We start from the raw sequence: 16,495 nt of genomic DNA on the forward strand, positions 1-16,495 counted from the left end.
GTGGGCCTTCAGGGCCTGCTTGAGCCGGATGCGGTTAACGCCGCCCGTCCGGTTCTGAGGGGGGTGCGGCGCAGCAATGCGCCGCACCTACCCGACAGGTCGAGTCCGCCTTCTACGCCCTACGCCACACACTGCAGGACGGCCGGGTCCTGCGTTCGTGTGATCCGGCCGGACTTGAGCAGGAGCTGTGGTCCAGTCTCATCGTCTATCAGCTCCTGCGCCGGGCGATGACGGACGCCGCACTGGGGTGCCCCGGTACAGACCCCGACCGCATGAGCTTCACCGTCGCCCTGGAAAGCGCCCGCAACCAGGTGACCACCGCCTCCGGCATCGACGGCTGCGAGATCGATCCCATCGCTCCCGGCACCATCGGCGGTGCCGTGCTCACCGCTCAGATGCCCCCGCGGCGCCCCCGCCTCAGCATCCGCAAGGTCAAGTGCTCAACGTCCCGTTACGCGGGCAAAGCCGACGGCGACAGGGCAATGACCAGCACAAACGTCGTCCGTCTGTCCATCGATATCTACGACGGCCACGTCGCCTTCCCGAGCGCACCCACCTACACCCCCGCCCAGGACGAACAGCTCACAGCCTCCCGCTCCCGGCGCAAAGAACAGGTCATCCAGCTCCTGCAGAGCATGCCCGCCCGCTCCTGGACAGCCCGCGAGATCGCTCATTCCCTCGGCCTCCCCAAGCACAGCGTCATCGCAGGTCAGCTCTGCCAGTGGGCGCTGTCCGGAGTACTGGAACGGACCGCTCCCGGCGCCTACATCCTGACCCACGCGTGGGCCGATCCAGCCCACCCAGGACGCGCCGGACACACGGCGAGAGAACGCACGATCGCCCTCCTTCAGGCACATCCTGGACGATCATGGAAGGCCCGCGAAATCCTGCACGCCTTGGACTTTCCACCCTCCCGACACCGCAGTCTGGTCAGCGAACTCTGTCGCTGGGTCCACCAAGGCGTCATCGAACGCAGCGGACCCGGCGACTACACCCACACCCAACATGCCCAAAAATCGCCCCAGTTGACCAGCGCTGATTCCGCTTAACTGCGGGGCATTGGCCCAGGGCCAGGTGCGGTCGAGGTGCAGAGTGCGGCGGCGGGCGTGGGTGGTGAGGCGGGCGGGCAGGTGGTAGAGCTTCCTGCGGATCGTCTCCGGCTCGGCGGCGGCGAGTGTGGGCTCATCATGCAGGAGGAGGAGCCGCGTCCAGGCGTCCAGGTCGGCGGCGAGGGTTGCGGCCTGCACCCAGGCGGCGTTCAGCTGCCAGGACGTCGAAGGCAGCAGCCCGAGCCCGACCCGCTTGATCGCTTTCACGCGGTCCTCGACCTCGGCGTGATCGCGGTAGAGGGCGTCGACGAACCAGACCTGTCCGGAGCCCGGGGTCCCGGAAAGCCCCTGGTGGGCTGGGATGTTGGTGGCCACGATCTGGTAGCGCCATCCGGTGCGCTTCTCGAAGTCGGTCAGCTTCTTGGCGTCCCGGCGCGAGGGCTTAACCCGGCGCACGATCAGCCGCATCCCCTCGGGCCAGCCGTTCAGGTCGCGCACCCCGGTCAGCTCGGCGACCTGGTAGGAGATCCACTCCCCGTCGGTGCCCTTGATCTCGTGGACGTCGCCGTCCTGGCGCAGCGCGAGGGTCCACACGTGCTCCGGCAGCCGGGCGATGGCCTTCTCGTCGGTGTCGTTGATGGCCCAGCCGGTCACCCAGCGCACCCGGCGTCGGCTGGTGGTCAGCGCCTGCAGGTGCGCGAGGAGGGCGTGGCTGAAGGCCGCACCGTCGATCCGGATCAGCAGCTTCGACCAGATGGGCAGCGGGAGCCCGCGCAGCGCGGCGGCCAGTACCCCCTTGTGGTCGGCGACGTCGTTGGCGGCGGCGTTGCCCGGTCGCAGCAGCATCGCCGCGCACTCGCGGGTGTTGGCCACCCACGCCCCCAGGGGGTGATGGCCGAAGGTGCCCTTGAAGGTGCCGGCCGCACCCTCCTTCTTGCTGGTGCAGGTCACGATGGTGGCGTCGAGATCCAGGACGTACCAGCCGGTGAGTTCCCTCCCGCACACCGAGATCCAGGGGAAGCCCCCGGGCCGCAGGGCGAGCAGGGTCCACACCATGCGCCGCACCGCGGCGCGCACGCGCTCGATCCGCGCCGCCACCGGATCGTCGATCTCCTGCAGGGTGCGGCGCAGGGTGCTGTCGGAGACCGGGCGCGGGAACAACGACCGCCACTGGTACTGGAACTGCTCGGCCTCCAGCACGTTGGTCGCACCGAGCGCGATCGCGCAGGCGAGCTGGACCAGCGCCATCCCGCGGTCCCGCCACCCCGGCCCGGTGCCCCGGGGCAACGCGGCACTCAGGGCCCGGGCCAGCCCGACGCGGTCCGCGATGCGGCGCAGCAGCACCACCCCCGCATGCCCAACCAGGTTCTTGCCGTCGGCCCGCACGGCAAGCCGGTGATCCCATTCGGTAGCCTGCACCTGTTGGGTGCCTCTTCCTCGCGACGTTCTTGATCTAGTCAATCCAGATCATCACAGGTGAGAGGCACCCTTCCTCTGTCGGGGCGTCAGATCACGACCGTAGCTGAATACATGAGGCCGAACTCCCGTGGCATCTCCCGCCACTGCGCACCCGTCCTGAACCGCCAGATCACTCCCTCGAACTGCTGCCGCAGCCGCTCCGGGTACGGACCGCGCTCGCCGACCGGCAGGTACGGCTCGATCAACGCCCACTCGGCATCAGTCAGTTGCGCACGCGTCATACACGACGATCTACCGGATCCACCCCACCGCGCGGGCCAGATCCGGCAGATTGATCGAAACCAGATACGCGCCCTAGGCGCCCAGCGAGTTGGGAGCCTGAATGCGCTGGTCAAAAGTGATGGGGATCACCATCGTTTTCCTTGGCGACCGCGAACTTGCCCAGCGCGGAGGGAAGTTCTCGCCTGCTCCGAAATCGATGACGGGACGCATGCCATGCCGGTCGACCGGCATGCGCACACGCCGCCGAAGGCGTGCAGCATGGTCAGCACGACCTCCATGTAGCGGAGGAACGCGAAGCCCAGCTTCTTATGTCGCACGCGGTCCATCTGGACGACTGCCTTGCTCCCGGTGCCGAGCTGACGGAGGACGTGAGCCGATGGCGAGGGCCGCGGGGTAGAGCACCTGGTGCCCGTAGCGGGCGCGGGCACGATCGGCGACGGCTTCGATCGCGAGAGGCCTGTCGTCGCTCGCGTCGAGAGTGAGCTGTCGGGTGGCCAGGCCCACGGGCCGAAGGGCATCGGCGCGCAGCGCGATGCTGCGGACCCGGGCGCGCTGAAGCCCGAGGGATTCGTAGACCGCGTACGCCGCGCGGGCCAGGAGCACCGTGTGCTGAGTCGCTTCGGACAGGACACGGCTGCGGCGGGTGGAGCTCTGGTTGGCATAGTGGATGGTGCAGGTCAGGCCGCTCGTGATCTGGCCGGAGTTGCGGAGGCGGGCACCGAGGTCGTCGGCGAGGGCGAGCAGGGCGCGCCGGTGGGCGGCCGGGTCGAGCTCGTCGCGGTCAAAGCGGTGCTCGACGCCGATGTTCGCCGGGGTCGGCGTGGGGTCGACGACCTGGGTGTCGCGGCCCTGGGCGTGCTCATGGAGGGCGCGGCCGGCCCGGGCACCGAGCAGACGCTGCAGCGTGAATTGGGGGACATCGGCGACGTCGCCGACGGTGTGCAGACCGTACTCGCCGAGCGCCGCGGCGGTCCGCACGCCCACACCGGGCAACTCGTGGACCAGACGCGGGCGCAGGAAGACGGAGATCGCCTCGGGGGAGTCATGGACGACGGTGCGCTGTCCGGGCAGGGTGAGGGCGCAGGCCATCGCGGCGAGCATCCGGTTGGGGGCGCAGCCCGCCGCGCTGCGCAGGCCGAAGTGAGCGAGCGCGCGCAATTGGACCAGCTCGGTCAGGCCGCGGGCGTCCCGCTTCCAGTACGGAATCGCTCCAGTGATGTCGAGGGCAGCCGAATCCGGCACGATCATCTGCACGCGGGGCGTGACGTCCTCCAGCAAGCGGCGTAGCCCCTCGGGGAGTTCGGCTTCCTCGGCCGGAACGTCGAAGCGGAGGTGGAGGAGATGGCGCCCGCTCATGTGGTCACCCCGCGCTTCCCGGGTTCACCAGACGCCTCAAACTGTCTCGCCGCCGCGTCGGGGGCGGAGCTTTGATGCCGGGCTCCTCAATGCGGAGAAAATGGACGCACGCGTTTCGTGACGTGCCGCCCACCTCCAGTCGTAGGGGCAGTACGTCCGCTCCACGAACAATATATCGAACGTAATTCGAACGAGGCGACCTTTGGCAGGTGCGGTGTGTCGTCTGCCCGGTCCGCGTGGGCGTATCGAAGCCACGCCCCACGTAACCTCTTCCTGTGCCTGCACCCCGCCTGCATCGCGTCGCCGTCCTTGTGCTCGAGGGTGCGAAGCCGCTCGATGTCGGCATTCCCGCGCAGGTGTTCACGACCCGCGCGAGCATGCCGTACGAGGTGCGGGTGTGCGGGGCGACACTCGGTCTCGTGACCGGCGGCGATGGCCTGGCGTACCACGTCGCCGACGGCCTCGACGCGCTTGCTTGGGCCGACATCGTCTTCGTCCCCGGCTACCGGTTCCCGGACCGCGAGGACCCGCCGCCGGCGTCAACATCGTGCCGACCACGACCGGCGCCGCCAAGGCGATCGGCCTGGTGCTGCCGAACCTCGACGGCAAGCTGTCGGGCGACTCGATCCAGGTGCCGGTGCCGGTGGGCTCGCTCGTCGAACTCAACACGACCGGCGCCCGCGACTTGACGCGCGACGACGTGCTGGCGGCGTACCGCGCCGCAGCACAGGGGTCGCTCGCCGGCATCCTCGAGTACTCGGACGACCCGCTCGTGTCGTCCGACATCACGGGCAACCCCGCCTCGTCGATCTTCGACTCGGCCCTCACCCGGGTCGACGGCCGCCACGTCAAGGTGGTCGCGTGGTACGACAACGAGTGGGGCTTCTCGAACCGCGTGATCGACACGCTCGAGTTCCTCGCCACCCGCTGACCGGACGCCGGGCTCGCCGGCACGTCGATCTCGGCCTGCATGCTGCCCGGCGAAAACGCAGATGAGAAGCGCTGCCAGGGCCGCCCTCGATTCCGTGTCGGTCGATCGTGACAGCTAGTCGATCGTGATGGCCAAGGAGTCGGCCGGCAGCGAGTTTTTCAGGCAGCGGCCGTGGTCAGGGGGCGATCGTGAGGTCCTCGATCAGGCCGGCGCGTAGCGTGAAGCGGTAGCGGAGATCGGCGCGCCCGCCGGGGAAGTCGCCCTCCAGCCGGTTCGTTACGATCCAGTGGGTGTCGTCCAGTTGCTCGGCGCCGAGCCGTTCGGTGGTGAATGTGAACTCGCTCGCTGCTGTGCTGAGCCACGTCTCGATGGCGGCGGTGCCGGTGTGGGTGACGCCCTCGTCGGTGACGGTGGCGCTCTCGTGGAACGCCGAGAGGGCGGTCGGGGTGTTCCGGACGCGGTGAGCCTCCAGATAGCGGCTCACCGTGTCGGGCAGTTCGATGGGGGTGGCGTTCATGGGAGTTGCAACTCCTTGCTGGATAGTGCTGGGCGTCAGATCAGACAGTGGGTTTGGTGCCGCCGTCGATGACGTGTTCGGCGCCGATGATCGATGACGCCCGGTCCGAGACCAGGAAGGCCACCAGTTCGGCTACCTCCTCGGGGCGAGCCGGCCGGCCGAGGGGAATGCCACCGATCCCGTTCATGATCATCCGGCGGCCTTCTTCGTAGTCGACTCCCGCCTGGTTGGCGAAGGTCGCGACGAAGGAGCGGCCCCAGTCACTCTCGGCGAAACCGGGAGTGACGCTGTTGACGCGAACTCCCCTCGGGGCGACTTCGTTGGCCAGCCCCTTGCTGTAGTGGGACAGAGCAGCCTTGGCCGATCCGTACGGAACTCGGTTCGCGCCCGGGATCGAGCGGGAGAGCGAGGAGACATGGACAACAGCTCCCGCGCCACGCTCAACCATGCCGGGCACCAGCGCCCGGTCGAGCCGTGCGGGAGCGAAGAGATTGACGTCCATGACGAACTGCCACACAGCGTCCTCCTGCGTCAGCAGCGGAACATGCTGGTCTCCGTCGGTGCCCACGTTGTGGACGAGAATATCGACCCCGCCCAGATGCTCGTTCACATGCCGGGTGACCACTTCGATCCCCTCCCGGGTGCCGATGTCGGCCTGCACGAACAGCTCGCTCTCCTGCGCGGATGCAGAGCGGGCAGTGAAGGCAACCGCGGCACCGGCACTGGTGAGCCTGTCGACGATCGCTGCGCCGATCCCACGCGTCCCTCCTGTCACCAGGGCACGCTTTCCAGCGAACTCGCCGCTCTCTGCAGCAAAAAGGGAAGCGGTTGAAGCAATGGTGGTCATGGTTCCTCAGTCTCGGGATGCTGTCAGTGGCCGGCGGACCCGGGGCACCTGACGCATTCCGACGTTAGAGGCATCTGGAAAGACGATCCATGCCTGAAAGTCTCGTTCCCTTGACCGTGCGTCTCATGTGAGCCATCCAATGTAGAGTTTCACTCATGGACGTCGTCAGTGACGCGGTAGCTACGATCCGGACCGGCCGACCGCACTCGGCACGTACCCATCTCACCGCGCCCTGGGGCCTACGCTTCGCGCCGACCAGTGGCCCCGGGTTCCACGTGGTGCTTGAGGGCGGGTGCTGGCTGCTGTCGCGCGACGCCGCACCGGTGGCTCTCGCGGCGGGCGACGTGGTTTTCGTCTCTCACGGGCAGGAGATGGCCCTCGCCGACCACCCTTCAAGTGCGCTCGTCGACGCCACTGAGGACCTGGACGACGCCTGGATCCCCCGTAGCGAAATTCAGCGCACGGAGCCTGCCACCGTACTCATCTGCGGTTCCTACCAGCTCAACCGCGCCCGCTCGCACCCGCTCCTGGCAGAGCTCCCGGACCTCATCCACCTGCCCGCACGCGTAAGCCGGCAGGCTCCCCTCTCAACCGTCGTCGCCCTCCTCGGCGACGAACTCGACGAGCACAACCCCGGTTCCGACGCCATCGTCTCCAGCCTGCTGGACACGATGCTGCTGTACATCCTGCGTACCTGGTACAAGGAGCGGGCCCAGAGCGCCACCACCGGCTGGGCAGCAGCCCTGTCCGATCCGGCGGTCAGCACCGCACTGCATCACCTCCACCGCGACCCCACCCACCCCTGGACAGTGGAAGAGCTGGGCACACGCGTAGGGCTGTCACGAGCAGCATTTGCCCGCCGCTTCACCACCCTCGTCGGCAAACCACCACTCACCTACCTCACCTGGTGGCGGATGACCTCGGCCGGCACCCTGCTACGCCTCGATGACACGCCCCTGCACACCATCGCCCGGCTGACCGGCTACACCTCTGAATCCGCATTCAACCGCGCCTTCAAGCGCGAGTACGGAAAAGCCCCTGGCGAGTACCGCCGCCAGCACCTCCGCACCACAGGATGAGTCCCTTCGCCAGGACCACACCCGCGACTCCAAGATCCGTTTGCGTGAACGGTTCAACGCTTGCGTGTGGCAACGGACAGCCCCGTGCTCGACCCGACTTGAGGAAGGGGGCAGGCGGGTGTCAGCCCAACTCTGGCCACCTCTCCGTCGGTTCGAGGACGCCCCCGCGGAGGGTGTTGATGTGTCTCGTGAGACACATATCAGCCTGGAGAACCTGGGCTGCGGTGCCCGAGACGACGGAGATCGGCGGAGCGGCTGCCGGCGGGCTGGAGATCCGCGTACGGGTGCAGCCGGGCCCCGGCGGTGCCGTCGGGGAGCGTCCGGGCCGGTGCCGCGGGTTGGGCTGGGGTGGGTGCGGGCGTGGTGCGGCCGAGCAGGTCCAGGGCGGCCTGGGGGCCGTGGTCGCGGCGGGCAGCGGCGACTTCTTCCAGGTCCCACACCATCTCGCCGACGACGGTGCGGCGCGGCCCGCGGGCTTCGACTGTGCCGCGCACCAGGAGCAGCCCGGAGTGGAACACGGTGTGCGCGCAGGCGTCGTGGCTGTCTTCGAAGAAGGCGATGTCGACCAGGCCGCAGCCGTCCTCGAGCGTGGTGAAGATGACCCGCTTGCCCGACGGGATCGGCGGGGTCTGCGTGGACGCCCGCACTCCGGCCACCAGCACCTTCTGCCCGGGATACAGGCTGCGCAGGTGGGCGGCGTCGGTGGCGTCCAGTTCGCGCAGCAGCCGGTGGTGGTACTCCATCAGGTGGCTGGTGACGTCGATGGAAAGGGTGTCGAGTTCGGCACCGAGCTTGTCGCGGCTGGTCATCTCCGGCAGACCGCTCGGCCCGGCGGTCACGAGCTCTCCGCCCAGCGGCAGCTGCCCGTCGGCGGCGGCGCGGTTGCGGTACTGCCGGTGCAGTTCGGTCGCCTGCAGCAGCAGGTCCCGGCGGGTCAAATCTGCCGCAAGCTCATCGAGGGCACCGATGCGGATCAGGCGCTGCGCCAGCGGCAGCGACGGGCGTGCGCGCTGCCACAGGTCCTGCAGGTTCGTGTAGGGCTGGCCGGCCGCGAGGCGGGCGGTCTCGGCCGCGGTGATGCCCTTGATGGTGGCGAAGGCGAGCCGGACGCCCCACCCTTGTGGGGTCTGTTCGACGCTGTGCCCGGGCCGGGAGCGGTTGACGTCGACGGGCAGGATGGGAACGCCGTGGCGGCGGGCGTCGGCGACGATGACGCGGCTTAGCCACATGCCCGGATCATGCTCGAGCAGCCCCGCATACAGATACGCCGGGAAGTGCGCCTTCAGGTATGCGGACTGCAGGGCCGGGACGGCGAAGGCGACCGCGTGCGCGCGGCAGAAGCCGTAGGCGCCGAAGGAGGCCACGGTCTCCCACACCTCGTCCAGCACGGTCTTGTCGTAGCCGCGCTCGCCGGCAGTGCGGCGGAACCAGGCCTCGACTCTGGGCAGCCGGTCGCCGTCGGCCAGGGCGCGGCGGGCGACGTCGGCGGCGGTGCGGTCGCAGCCGGTCATCTTCGCGAGGATCGCGATGATCTGCTCGTGCCAGATCACCACGCCGTAGGTGTCGTTGAGGATCGGCTCCAGGTCCGGGTGCGGGTAGCGGGGTGCGGCGCCGTGACGGGCCGCGATGAACAAAGCGGGCATTCCGCCGGAGACGGGGCCGGGTCTGAAGAGGCTGATGTCGGCGATGACGTCCTGCATGTGCCGCGGTTGCAGCCGTCCCACCAGGTCCTGCTGGCCGGGGGACTCGAGCTGGAACAGGCCCACGGTGTCCGAGGCCTGGATGAGTTCGAAGGCGAGCCGGTCGTTGAGGTCGACGTGGTCGGGGTTGTCGAGGTCGAGCTGGCGGCCGGTGGTGCGGCGGATCTCGGTGACGGCGTGTGCCATGGCCGACTGCATCCGCACGCCCAGGACGTCGAGCTTGAGCAGGCCGAGGTCTTCGACGTTCTCTGGGGGTTCAGCAGGGGTGGTGTGTCGTTGCGGAGGGTCTCTCGTAGGGTCCTTCTGCAACAGGTCTCAGGGGGTGTGGCGCTGCGGCAGATCGTTGCATCAAGCCGTGGAGGCGAAGTGGAAGTACGGGCATTTCGGGTGGTGCTGCCTTCGGGTACCCAGTACTGGACTGTGGTTGACGATGAATTCGAGGTGATCAGGGAGGCCGACCAGTTCCTACGGGAGACCCGGTTGGCAAGGGGACGAGCAGAGACGACCACCAAGGCGTACGCCGAGGGAGTCGTGCTGTATTTGCGCTGGTGCCTGGCCACGGGGCGGGACTGGAAGACTGCCGCTCAGGAGATGGGGCTGTTCATGCTCTGGCTGAAGTGGACGCCAGGCCGCGGCGGCAACGCATCGGTGGTCGTGCCAGGGCCGGGATCGAAGCCCGTCCGAGCCGAGATCCGGGTCAACAAGGTCCTCACCGCAGTGCGGATGTTCCTGCTATACGCCGTGACGAACAAGCTGGTGCCGGGCTCGGTGCTGGAGCAGATCTACGAGGTTGGCGACACCCGCGATCTGCCCGAGGAGGCCCAGGGCGAGAGCGGTGGCATGCGGGTGCGACTGCGTGCTCGCCATCGGGTCGACGAGCCGGAGACGGACATCGACCGCGCCAGCGACGAGGAAGTCGTGGCGATGTTCCTGGCCTGTCGTTCCTCTCGGGACCGGTTGACGCTGCTGCTTCTCTCGCGGGTCGGCCTGCGTCCGGGGCAGGTTGCGGGCCTGCGCCGGAGCGACTCGCATTTGCTGATGGACTCCAGGCCGCTGGGGTGTGACATCGAGGGCGCCCATGTCCACGTCGCCCGCCGGCAGAACGAGAACGGCGCCTGGTCGAAGTCGAAGAAGGCCTGGGCGATGCCGGTGGACTTCCTCGTGGTTCAGGCGTTCGATCAGTACGCGCTTGAACGGCACGAGCATCTCCCCTCCAGCGACAGCGACTTCCTTCTGGTCAATCTCTTCCGGCCGCCATACGGCAAGCCGGTGAGTACGGACGCGATCGGCGAGCTCTGCGAGTCCTTGTCCCGCAGGGCCGGCCTGGGCCGGATGATCACGCCACGGATGTGTCGCCACGCAATGGCCAGCAACGTCGCGGACGCCGGGGGAAGCCTGGACGAGGTCCAGGCTCTGCTCGGCCAGAAGAATCCGCACTCGCCAAGGCCCTATCTCCACCCGTCCCGCACCCGGCTTCGGGACGCCATCGAGCGGGTTCCCTCTCCTCGCCTGCAGTTCGGGGGCACCGACCGATGAGCACCCTTCGCGCCGTCGCCTCGACCGCCAGATCCACTACAGATGAGGTCGTCGACCCTCTCCACGAAGCCGTCAACCCGGAGTTTCTGCAGCTCATGAGGTGGGATCCACAGATCAGGTTGCTGGTCATCCCACGCGACCATCCTCAGTTCAGTGCACCTGACTGCTTGGTCACGGGCTGCGACAAGATGGTCTACTACGCCTATCAGCAGGGCCTCTGCGTCGGTTGCATGAGGCGGTGGGAGAAGAGCGGACAGAGCATCGAGGAGTTCGCCGGAACCGCAAAGCGGATCTGGCGGGCAATCGGCGAGGTTCCCTGCAAGGTCCCTGAGTGCGCCCGGCCCAGCTACGGCCTGTCCACTCCGCTCTGCGCCGCTCACCTTCATCAACAGAGGCGGATTTACAAGGTCCCGGTCGAAGAGTTCGTACAGCATCCCGATGTCGTTCCTCTGGAGGCGTTCGGGCCCTGTCACGTTGCCGCGTGCTATCGGCAACGTGAGAGTCCGACCGGCTACTGCCCCGCACACGCTCAACGCCGCAGGGCTGCGATCCGCAAGGGAACTCTGGGCGACGAGGACCACTGGCGCCGGACCACGAACGCGGTCTCCGAGCATGGCGTCATCAGCCTGCGTGGACTCCCCGACCAAGTGGTCCACGAGGTCCTCTACGGCCTGCAGGAACGCGTCCGTGAGGGCGTGAAGCAGAAGGACTACATCCTGCGACCGCTGTGCGATCTGATCCGTTCACAGCAGGTGACAACGCTCACCGAGCTCGACCTGGGCAAGGTCAACCACACGACGGCCGACGCCGCCAAGGGCTTCATCAAGCACCTCGGCCGCTTCGGCCTCACCCCCGAGACCGAGCGGCACAAGGACATCTGGTCCGGCTACGCCTTCGGCCTGGACGGCTACATCCACTTCGACAAGATCAGTCAATTCTGGCTGCGAGAGGCCACGAAGGCCTGGGCCCTGGATGACATTCCGCAGCGGCGGGGCAAGGGTCGAACGGCCGTCCAGTCGCACATCAACGCAATCGTCCAGCTCTCGGACAGCCTTCGGCTGAACCGGCCCGACCACGGCGAGGACGTTCGCACCGTTGCACGCGATGACCTGACGATCTTCCTGAACCGCCTCCTGTTCCTGAAAGAACAAGGTGAGATCAGCGGACACACACACGTCCGCCTGGTCCGGTATGCCCGGCGCCTGCTGAGCCGAATGCGGACCCTGGGCCTGACCAAACGCGATCAGCCCCTGCATGGGATCTGCGATACCTTCGGCCTTCGGGCCGAGGACGTGCCGGACGACCCCGAGGACAGCGAGGCCGGCCGCGATCTGCCGGCCGAGGTGATGACACAGCTCTGCCAGCACCTCGATAGCCTCGAAACCACGGGAGCCCCCGAGATCCGCACGGCCGTGGAATTGGTCATCGACACCGGCCGACGGCCCACGGAGATCTGCCGGCTTCCCTACGACTGCCTTGAGCGCGACGAGGACGGCAAGCTGACGCTGATCTACGACAACCACAAGGCGGCGCGGAAAGCCCGTCGCCTACCCATCAGCGGCGAAACAGGCGCCGTGATCACCGCTCAGCAGGAACGTGTGCGGGGGCGGTTTCCGAACACCCCCACCAGCGAGCTCAAGCTGCTGCCCACCGTCCTGACCAACGCGATGGGCACCAAGCCGATCTCCGCTGAATGGTTGTCCGCCCGCCACCGAACCTGGGTGGATTCACTGCCCGAGTTCCTGGTCCCCACCGTGGTCACAGTCAAAGGCCGCCAGGTCACCCAGATGCTGCCGTTCGACAAGGCGAAGATTTTTCCCTACGCCTACCGACACACCTACGCTCAGCGGCACGCTGACGCCGGCGTCGCTCCCGATGCCCTGCAGTCACTCATGGACCATCGGCAACTGACGACCACCCAGCAGTACTACCGGGTCGGCGAGAAGCGCAAGCGGGAGGCGGTGGAACGGGTCACCGCGATGCAGTTCGACCGGAACGGCAACCGTGTCTGGCGCAAGGCACAGGCCCTGCTCGACTCCGAGCATGCCCGCCGGGCCATCGGGGAGGTCCAGGTCCCTTATGGGCTCTGCACCGAACCCACCAACGTCCAAGCTGGTGGCCACGACTGCCCTGTCCGATTCCGCTGCGTCGGCTGCGACCACTACCGCACCGACGTCTCCTACCTTCCCGACCTGGAGGCATACCTGGCCGATCTCCTCCGCGGCCGCGAACGCCTCGTGGCATTCGCAGCCGATTCCTGGGCGAAGGCCGAGGCCATGCCTTCTGACGAGGAGATCACCCGGGTCCGCCGCCTGGTCAAACGCGTCCGGGAAGACTTGGACGACCTCACAGAGGAGGACCGGATTCAGATCAAGGAAGCCGTCACTGTGGTCCGCCGCACCCGCCGCGTCGTCTCGCTCGGTCTGCCCCGCGTTGGACCACCCGAAGACCTCCGCCTCGGAAGGCCGGCCGGATGACCAACCCCATGATCGGCGGGAGGCGCGCAGACTCGGCCCGCCGCCGTAAACGAGTCCTCGAAGCCATCGATGCCGCGGCCAAGAACGGCGGAGACATCACCGTTTCTGGTCTCGCCAGAGCCGCCCGAGTCGATCGCACCTTTCTCTATCGTCACCGCGACCTGCTCGAACGCATCCACTCAGCAGCTAGCACTCCTGTCGAGGAGGGGCGGGTCGCGGCGGTCAGCCGAGCGTCGCTCCAGGCTGACCTCGCGCACGCGCTCGAAGGTAATAAGCGCCTCGCGGCACGGGTTCGACAGCTGGAGACCCGACTTTCGTCCCAGCTCGGCGACGCCATCTGGGCCGAATCCGGCCTCGGCGCCTCGGTCGACATCGACCAACTCCAACGCCGCATCGCCCACCTAGAACAGGAGGTCGCCGCCAAGCAGAGCGAACTCGACGAACGCACAGAAGAGTTGGAGGCATCGCGGGCGGCAAACCGGGAGTTGACCCGAGCCCTGAATCACGGGCCTTGATCACGACCAGTCATTGTCCGAACTGAACCAATCAGGTCCCCCCACGGCCGTTCTCGGCGGCCACAGGCCGCCGAGAACTGACAGCGCCACCCGATCGGTAGCACCCGATTCCACTGACTCATCTCCAGAATCGCTAAGTACGGCGACACTTAATCATTGACGTCGCCGAGCGAAAGCTGCCCTGGAAATTGCTCTGGCGGCTCTATGAGAAAGTCATCAATGGCGACCGCCCTCGCAGCCTGGCGGAAACTTGGCTTAAGCCCTGCAGCTGAAACCAGGAAACCTGCAACGTCAGCTACCAATTTCGCAGCGGTCGGCTGCGAGAATTTCCCAAAGGCGGTATGGATGCTGGCTGGGTTTTCAATGGTGAGAGAAAAGCTCAGCCACTCTGCGTAGCGCATCGCCGCAGCAAATAGAGACGGATTTCGAATCAGGCGACCGATAAGCTCCAGGAGCCCTGGATACCATTCTGGAAGCACACTACCCACGGATGGGTCGTTGCCGACGAGCCCGCGCATTTGAGTCGCCAGGTGCTGCTTCTCCCGAAGTGCAACTTGCCCCCCGAACAAGTACGCCTGAAGATTTTGGTCCACATCCGAGATATGCGTCACCCGCACGTATTCAATAGCCTTGGCGCAGGTTGCCAAGTAGAGCCAAATGCAATCGAACAGAATACCCAAATGGCGCGGATTGCTCGGATTGAGCAAACTTCGCACATCAGCAAGATGGGCGACCATTTGCGTGAGGTTCCGATACGGGTCATAAACCCAGTAGTCGAACTCCACATACTCCGCGAGCGGCTGAAGTCTCGAATCGATCTGCCGACTATTTTCTAGCTGCTTAGCAATCAATGCCGGATCAAAAAGTTGCGCCAAAGGCCCCATTCGAAAGTCAAATGGAACCCTGTGCAACTTTTCCATCTCTTCAACATCGACAGGAAGCAGGGCGCCAAGCTTCAGCCTAGACGCCAGCTGTCGAGCGGAATCGGTGACTGCTTTACTGCGCAGCATGTACGCCATATCGGCCTCGAAGAAGTCAGCGAGACCTCGCAGCCAAAACATCCTCTCAGTCGAACCCGCCTTAGTCGTTTTGCAGTCGATGACTACTCGTTGCGTCTGGAACCCCGGACTGAACGCGATACCAAGGACGTCGAGGTCGGTGTAGGACTCAAATCCCGTACTGTTCCTCCCTCCTCGAGATCGAACGGGGACGTACGAGCGCATCTGAACGTCGACCCTGGTGGAGAACCCCATGGTCCACAAAAGGCGCCGGCCAAGCGCCTTCAGCTCCAGATCCAACTCACTCACAGTGCTCCCCTTCCCATCAATGCCTCCCAGAAGCCACGGTACTGGGCAGGACTGACATCCGACCTCGTGCGCGTCCGAGAGACCGTCTGGATGGGACGCAGGTATGAGGCGTCGAGATCGAGCAGCTTCCGCGTCTCCGGCGAGGGGGTCCTGCCAACCATCGTCTCTCCGGCCGCAATCAGCTCGCGCGCAATCTCCATCGCTTCACGGTTGTCTGGGGTGTCAACGAACACAGGCTGAACCCAGGTCCCCCCTGGAAAGGGGTCAGCATCAAAACGGATAACCCCAAGATTCCGCATCAAGGCGTACTGGCGTTCGTGTGAACTGTGGGGAGCCAGCATCCCTCTTTGCGGGTCCAGTAGCACCGAGATAATCGCCAAGGCGCTGGCGACGTTCGTGGATCCACCGAACTGTTGCCCACACCTCACGCACGCAATAATCGCCAATGCCTTGTCCAGGACGGGCTTCCTACCTGTAAGCAACTCCCGGTCGAGAGTATAAGGAAGAACGGCGAATGACCTCTCCTGCCCATCCGGAAGTGAAACCGAGGGCGCAGAAATGAGCCCACGCGCCACGGCATCTGTGAGCATAGGGTAGGAGCCTATCGTGATGGGAAGCCCCTGGTGTTTGTGCAACTTCTCGAACTCGTCCTGCATTTGGGCACTTCCGTGCTGCAGCAGCAAATCGTTCAGAGCCGAGGGATTCTCGAATGCCGAGAACGGAGAATAGAGGATGTCTCCGTCTAGCGTCGACTCAACTTTGATAATACTCGACTCGCGCCCCAACATGACGATCTCGTCCGGATGGGAACCGATACCAATTTCCGAGACGAGCGACTCAACCGGAATAGGCCCCTGAGCGAGGCGCCTCACAACGGCGAGCATTTCTTCTTCAATTTGCCGGGGCCGACTCTCTCGCCATGCCGACCCGAGATCTTCATAGAGCGTCCGATAGACAGGAACGTTTTCAGTGAGTCCGACGGGCTCGCCTCGACTATTACGAGCAAGATCGATAAATCCGGCGGTCTCGAGGACGTCCAGCACTTGCTCAAATGACGACGGGGCTACGTCTAGTTCTCTGACGGCGATCACCTGCAGCGCGGACACATCTTGGATCACTTCCCGCCCACGGATCAGGGAAGCCACGTCCGCCGCGCTGCCGACCAGGCGTGTTTTCGTTAGCGGAACCAGGGCCGGAGAGTGGGGGTCCATATTGCGCAACCCCTGGTGAACGTCCTGACTTCTGAGCCCAGCCTCGTAGTTCTCCATTGAACCCCCCCCTGCGCTTCCGGCACCTTTGCCGGGAAGCAGACATTGTCACGAGCCCCACGCGGTTGAAGTCTGGCCACACGTAGCGACCGCAGGCTTCACACCGCCCCATCACTGATTGTAGGGATCGCCGCGGCTTCATGAGCCGCCACGGACCGTTCTTGGTCAGATCAGCAAGAACGCTCCGTCAGCCAGGCGTGGTTGCCAGAGGC

General features: G+C 66.1%; 10 protein-coding genes and 4 pseudogenes. 6 read left to right on the top strand and 8 right to left on the bottom strand.

Annotation, left to right across the window (positions count from 1 at the left end; genetic code table 11):
* Positions 1-866 precede the first annotated feature (866 nt).
* The 3 genes and pseudogenes from OG747_RS52390 to OG747_RS52400 all read right to left on the bottom strand — a co-directional run bounded on the left by OG747_RS52390 (position 867) and on the right by OG747_RS52400 (position 4,106).
* Entirely contained in the window at positions 867-2,468 is a 1,602-nt protein-coding gene (locus OG747_RS52390) for an IS1380 family transposase (protein ID WP_331765280.1), read from the bottom strand.
* 116 nt (positions 2,469-2,584) lie between these two features.
* Positions 2,585-2,749, bottom strand: a pseudogene (locus OG747_RS52395) (transposase); the annotation flags it as partial.
* 307 nt (positions 2,750-3,056) lie between these two features.
* A complete protein-coding gene (locus OG747_RS52400; RefSeq protein WP_331744724.1) occupies positions 3,057-4,106 on the bottom strand; it encodes a DNA polymerase thumb domain-containing protein in 1,050 nt (349 codons plus the stop codon).
* A 275-nt stretch (positions 4,107-4,381) separates the two neighbouring features.
* Here OG747_RS52400 and OG747_RS52405 point away from each other — a divergent pair.
* A pseudogene (locus OG747_RS52405) lies at positions 4,382-4,645 on the top strand (AraC family transcriptional regulator); the annotation flags it as partial.
* Positions 4,627-5,037 (top strand): annotated as a pseudogene (locus tag OG747_RS52410) (type I glyceraldehyde-3-phosphate dehydrogenase); the annotation flags it as partial. The pseudogenes OG747_RS52405 and OG747_RS52410, both read left to right, overlap by 19 nt.
* Before the next feature lie 175 nt (positions 5,038-5,212).
* Here OG747_RS52410 and OG747_RS52415 read toward each other — a convergent pair.
* Together OG747_RS52415 and OG747_RS52420 are read right to left on the bottom strand one after the other, a co-directional pair.
* Positions 5,213-5,554, bottom strand: coding sequence for a nuclear transport factor 2 family protein (locus OG747_RS52415; protein ID WP_331744727.1), 342 nt, complete (start codon positions 5,552-5,554; stop codon positions 5,213-5,215).
* A 40-nt stretch (positions 5,555-5,594) separates the two neighbouring features.
* On the bottom strand, positions 5,595-6,401 hold the full coding sequence (locus OG747_RS52420) for an SDR family oxidoreductase (protein ID WP_331744730.1): 807 nt from the start codon (positions 6,399-6,401) through the stop codon (positions 5,595-5,597).
* Between the two features lie 155 nt (positions 6,402-6,556).
* Between OG747_RS52420 and OG747_RS52425 the strand changes: the two genes are divergently transcribed.
* The gene (locus OG747_RS52425; protein ID WP_331744733.1) at positions 6,557-7,480 is read left to right on the top strand and encodes an AraC family transcriptional regulator; all 924 of its coding nucleotides are present in this window, start codon (positions 6,557-6,559) and stop codon (positions 7,478-7,480) included.
* A 200-nt stretch (positions 7,481-7,680) separates the two neighbouring features.
* Here the strand turns inward: OG747_RS52425 and OG747_RS52430 are convergent.
* A pseudogene (locus OG747_RS52430) lies at positions 7,681-9,426 on the bottom strand (DNA polymerase III subunit alpha); the annotation flags it as partial.
* A gap of 174 nt (positions 9,427-9,600) precedes the next feature.
* Here OG747_RS52430 and OG747_RS52435 point away from each other — a divergent pair.
* The 3 genes from OG747_RS52435 (at position 9,601) to OG747_RS52445 (ending at position 13,708) form a co-directional block, all read left to right on the top strand.
* On the top strand, positions 9,601-10,716 hold the full coding sequence (locus OG747_RS52435; protein ID WP_405886470.1) for a tyrosine-type recombinase/integrase: 1,116 nt from the start codon (positions 9,601-9,603) through the stop codon (positions 10,714-10,716).
* Between the two features lie 167 nt (positions 10,717-10,883).
* Positions 10,884-13,193 (top strand): tyrosine-type recombinase/integrase, encoded by a 2,310-nt coding sequence (locus OG747_RS52440; protein ID WP_405886471.1) that lies wholly within the window; start codon positions 10,884-10,886, stop codon positions 13,191-13,193.
* The gene (locus OG747_RS52445; RefSeq protein WP_331765283.1) at positions 13,190-13,708 is read left to right on the top strand and encodes a DUF6262 family protein; all 519 of its coding nucleotides are present in this window, start codon (positions 13,190-13,192) and stop codon (positions 13,706-13,708) included. Before OG747_RS52440 ends, OG747_RS52445 begins: the two co-directional genes overlap by 4 nt.
* A 149-nt stretch (positions 13,709-13,857) precedes the next feature.
* On the opposite strand, the gene OG747_RS52450 is transcribed toward OG747_RS52445, so the two are convergent.
* Both OG747_RS52450 and OG747_RS52455 read right to left on the bottom strand, forming a co-directional pair.
* Positions 13,858-15,015 carry a hypothetical protein gene (locus OG747_RS52450; RefSeq protein ID WP_331765284.1) on the bottom strand — a complete coding sequence of 386 codons (1,158 nt, stop codon included), beginning with the start codon at positions 15,013-15,015 and terminating at the stop codon, positions 13,858-13,860.
* Positions 15,012-16,283: a hypothetical protein gene (locus tag OG747_RS52455; RefSeq protein WP_331765285.1), complete on the bottom strand. Its 1,272-nt coding sequence runs from the start codon at positions 16,281-16,283 to the stop codon at positions 15,012-15,014. Before OG747_RS52455 ends, OG747_RS52450 begins: the two co-directional genes overlap by 4 nt.
* Between the last annotated feature and the right edge of the window lie 212 nt (positions 16,284-16,495).

This window comes from Streptomyces sp. NBC_01384 (assembly GCF_045040035.1).
GTDB lineage: Bacteria > Actinomycetota > Actinomycetes > Streptomycetales > Streptomycetaceae > Streptomyces.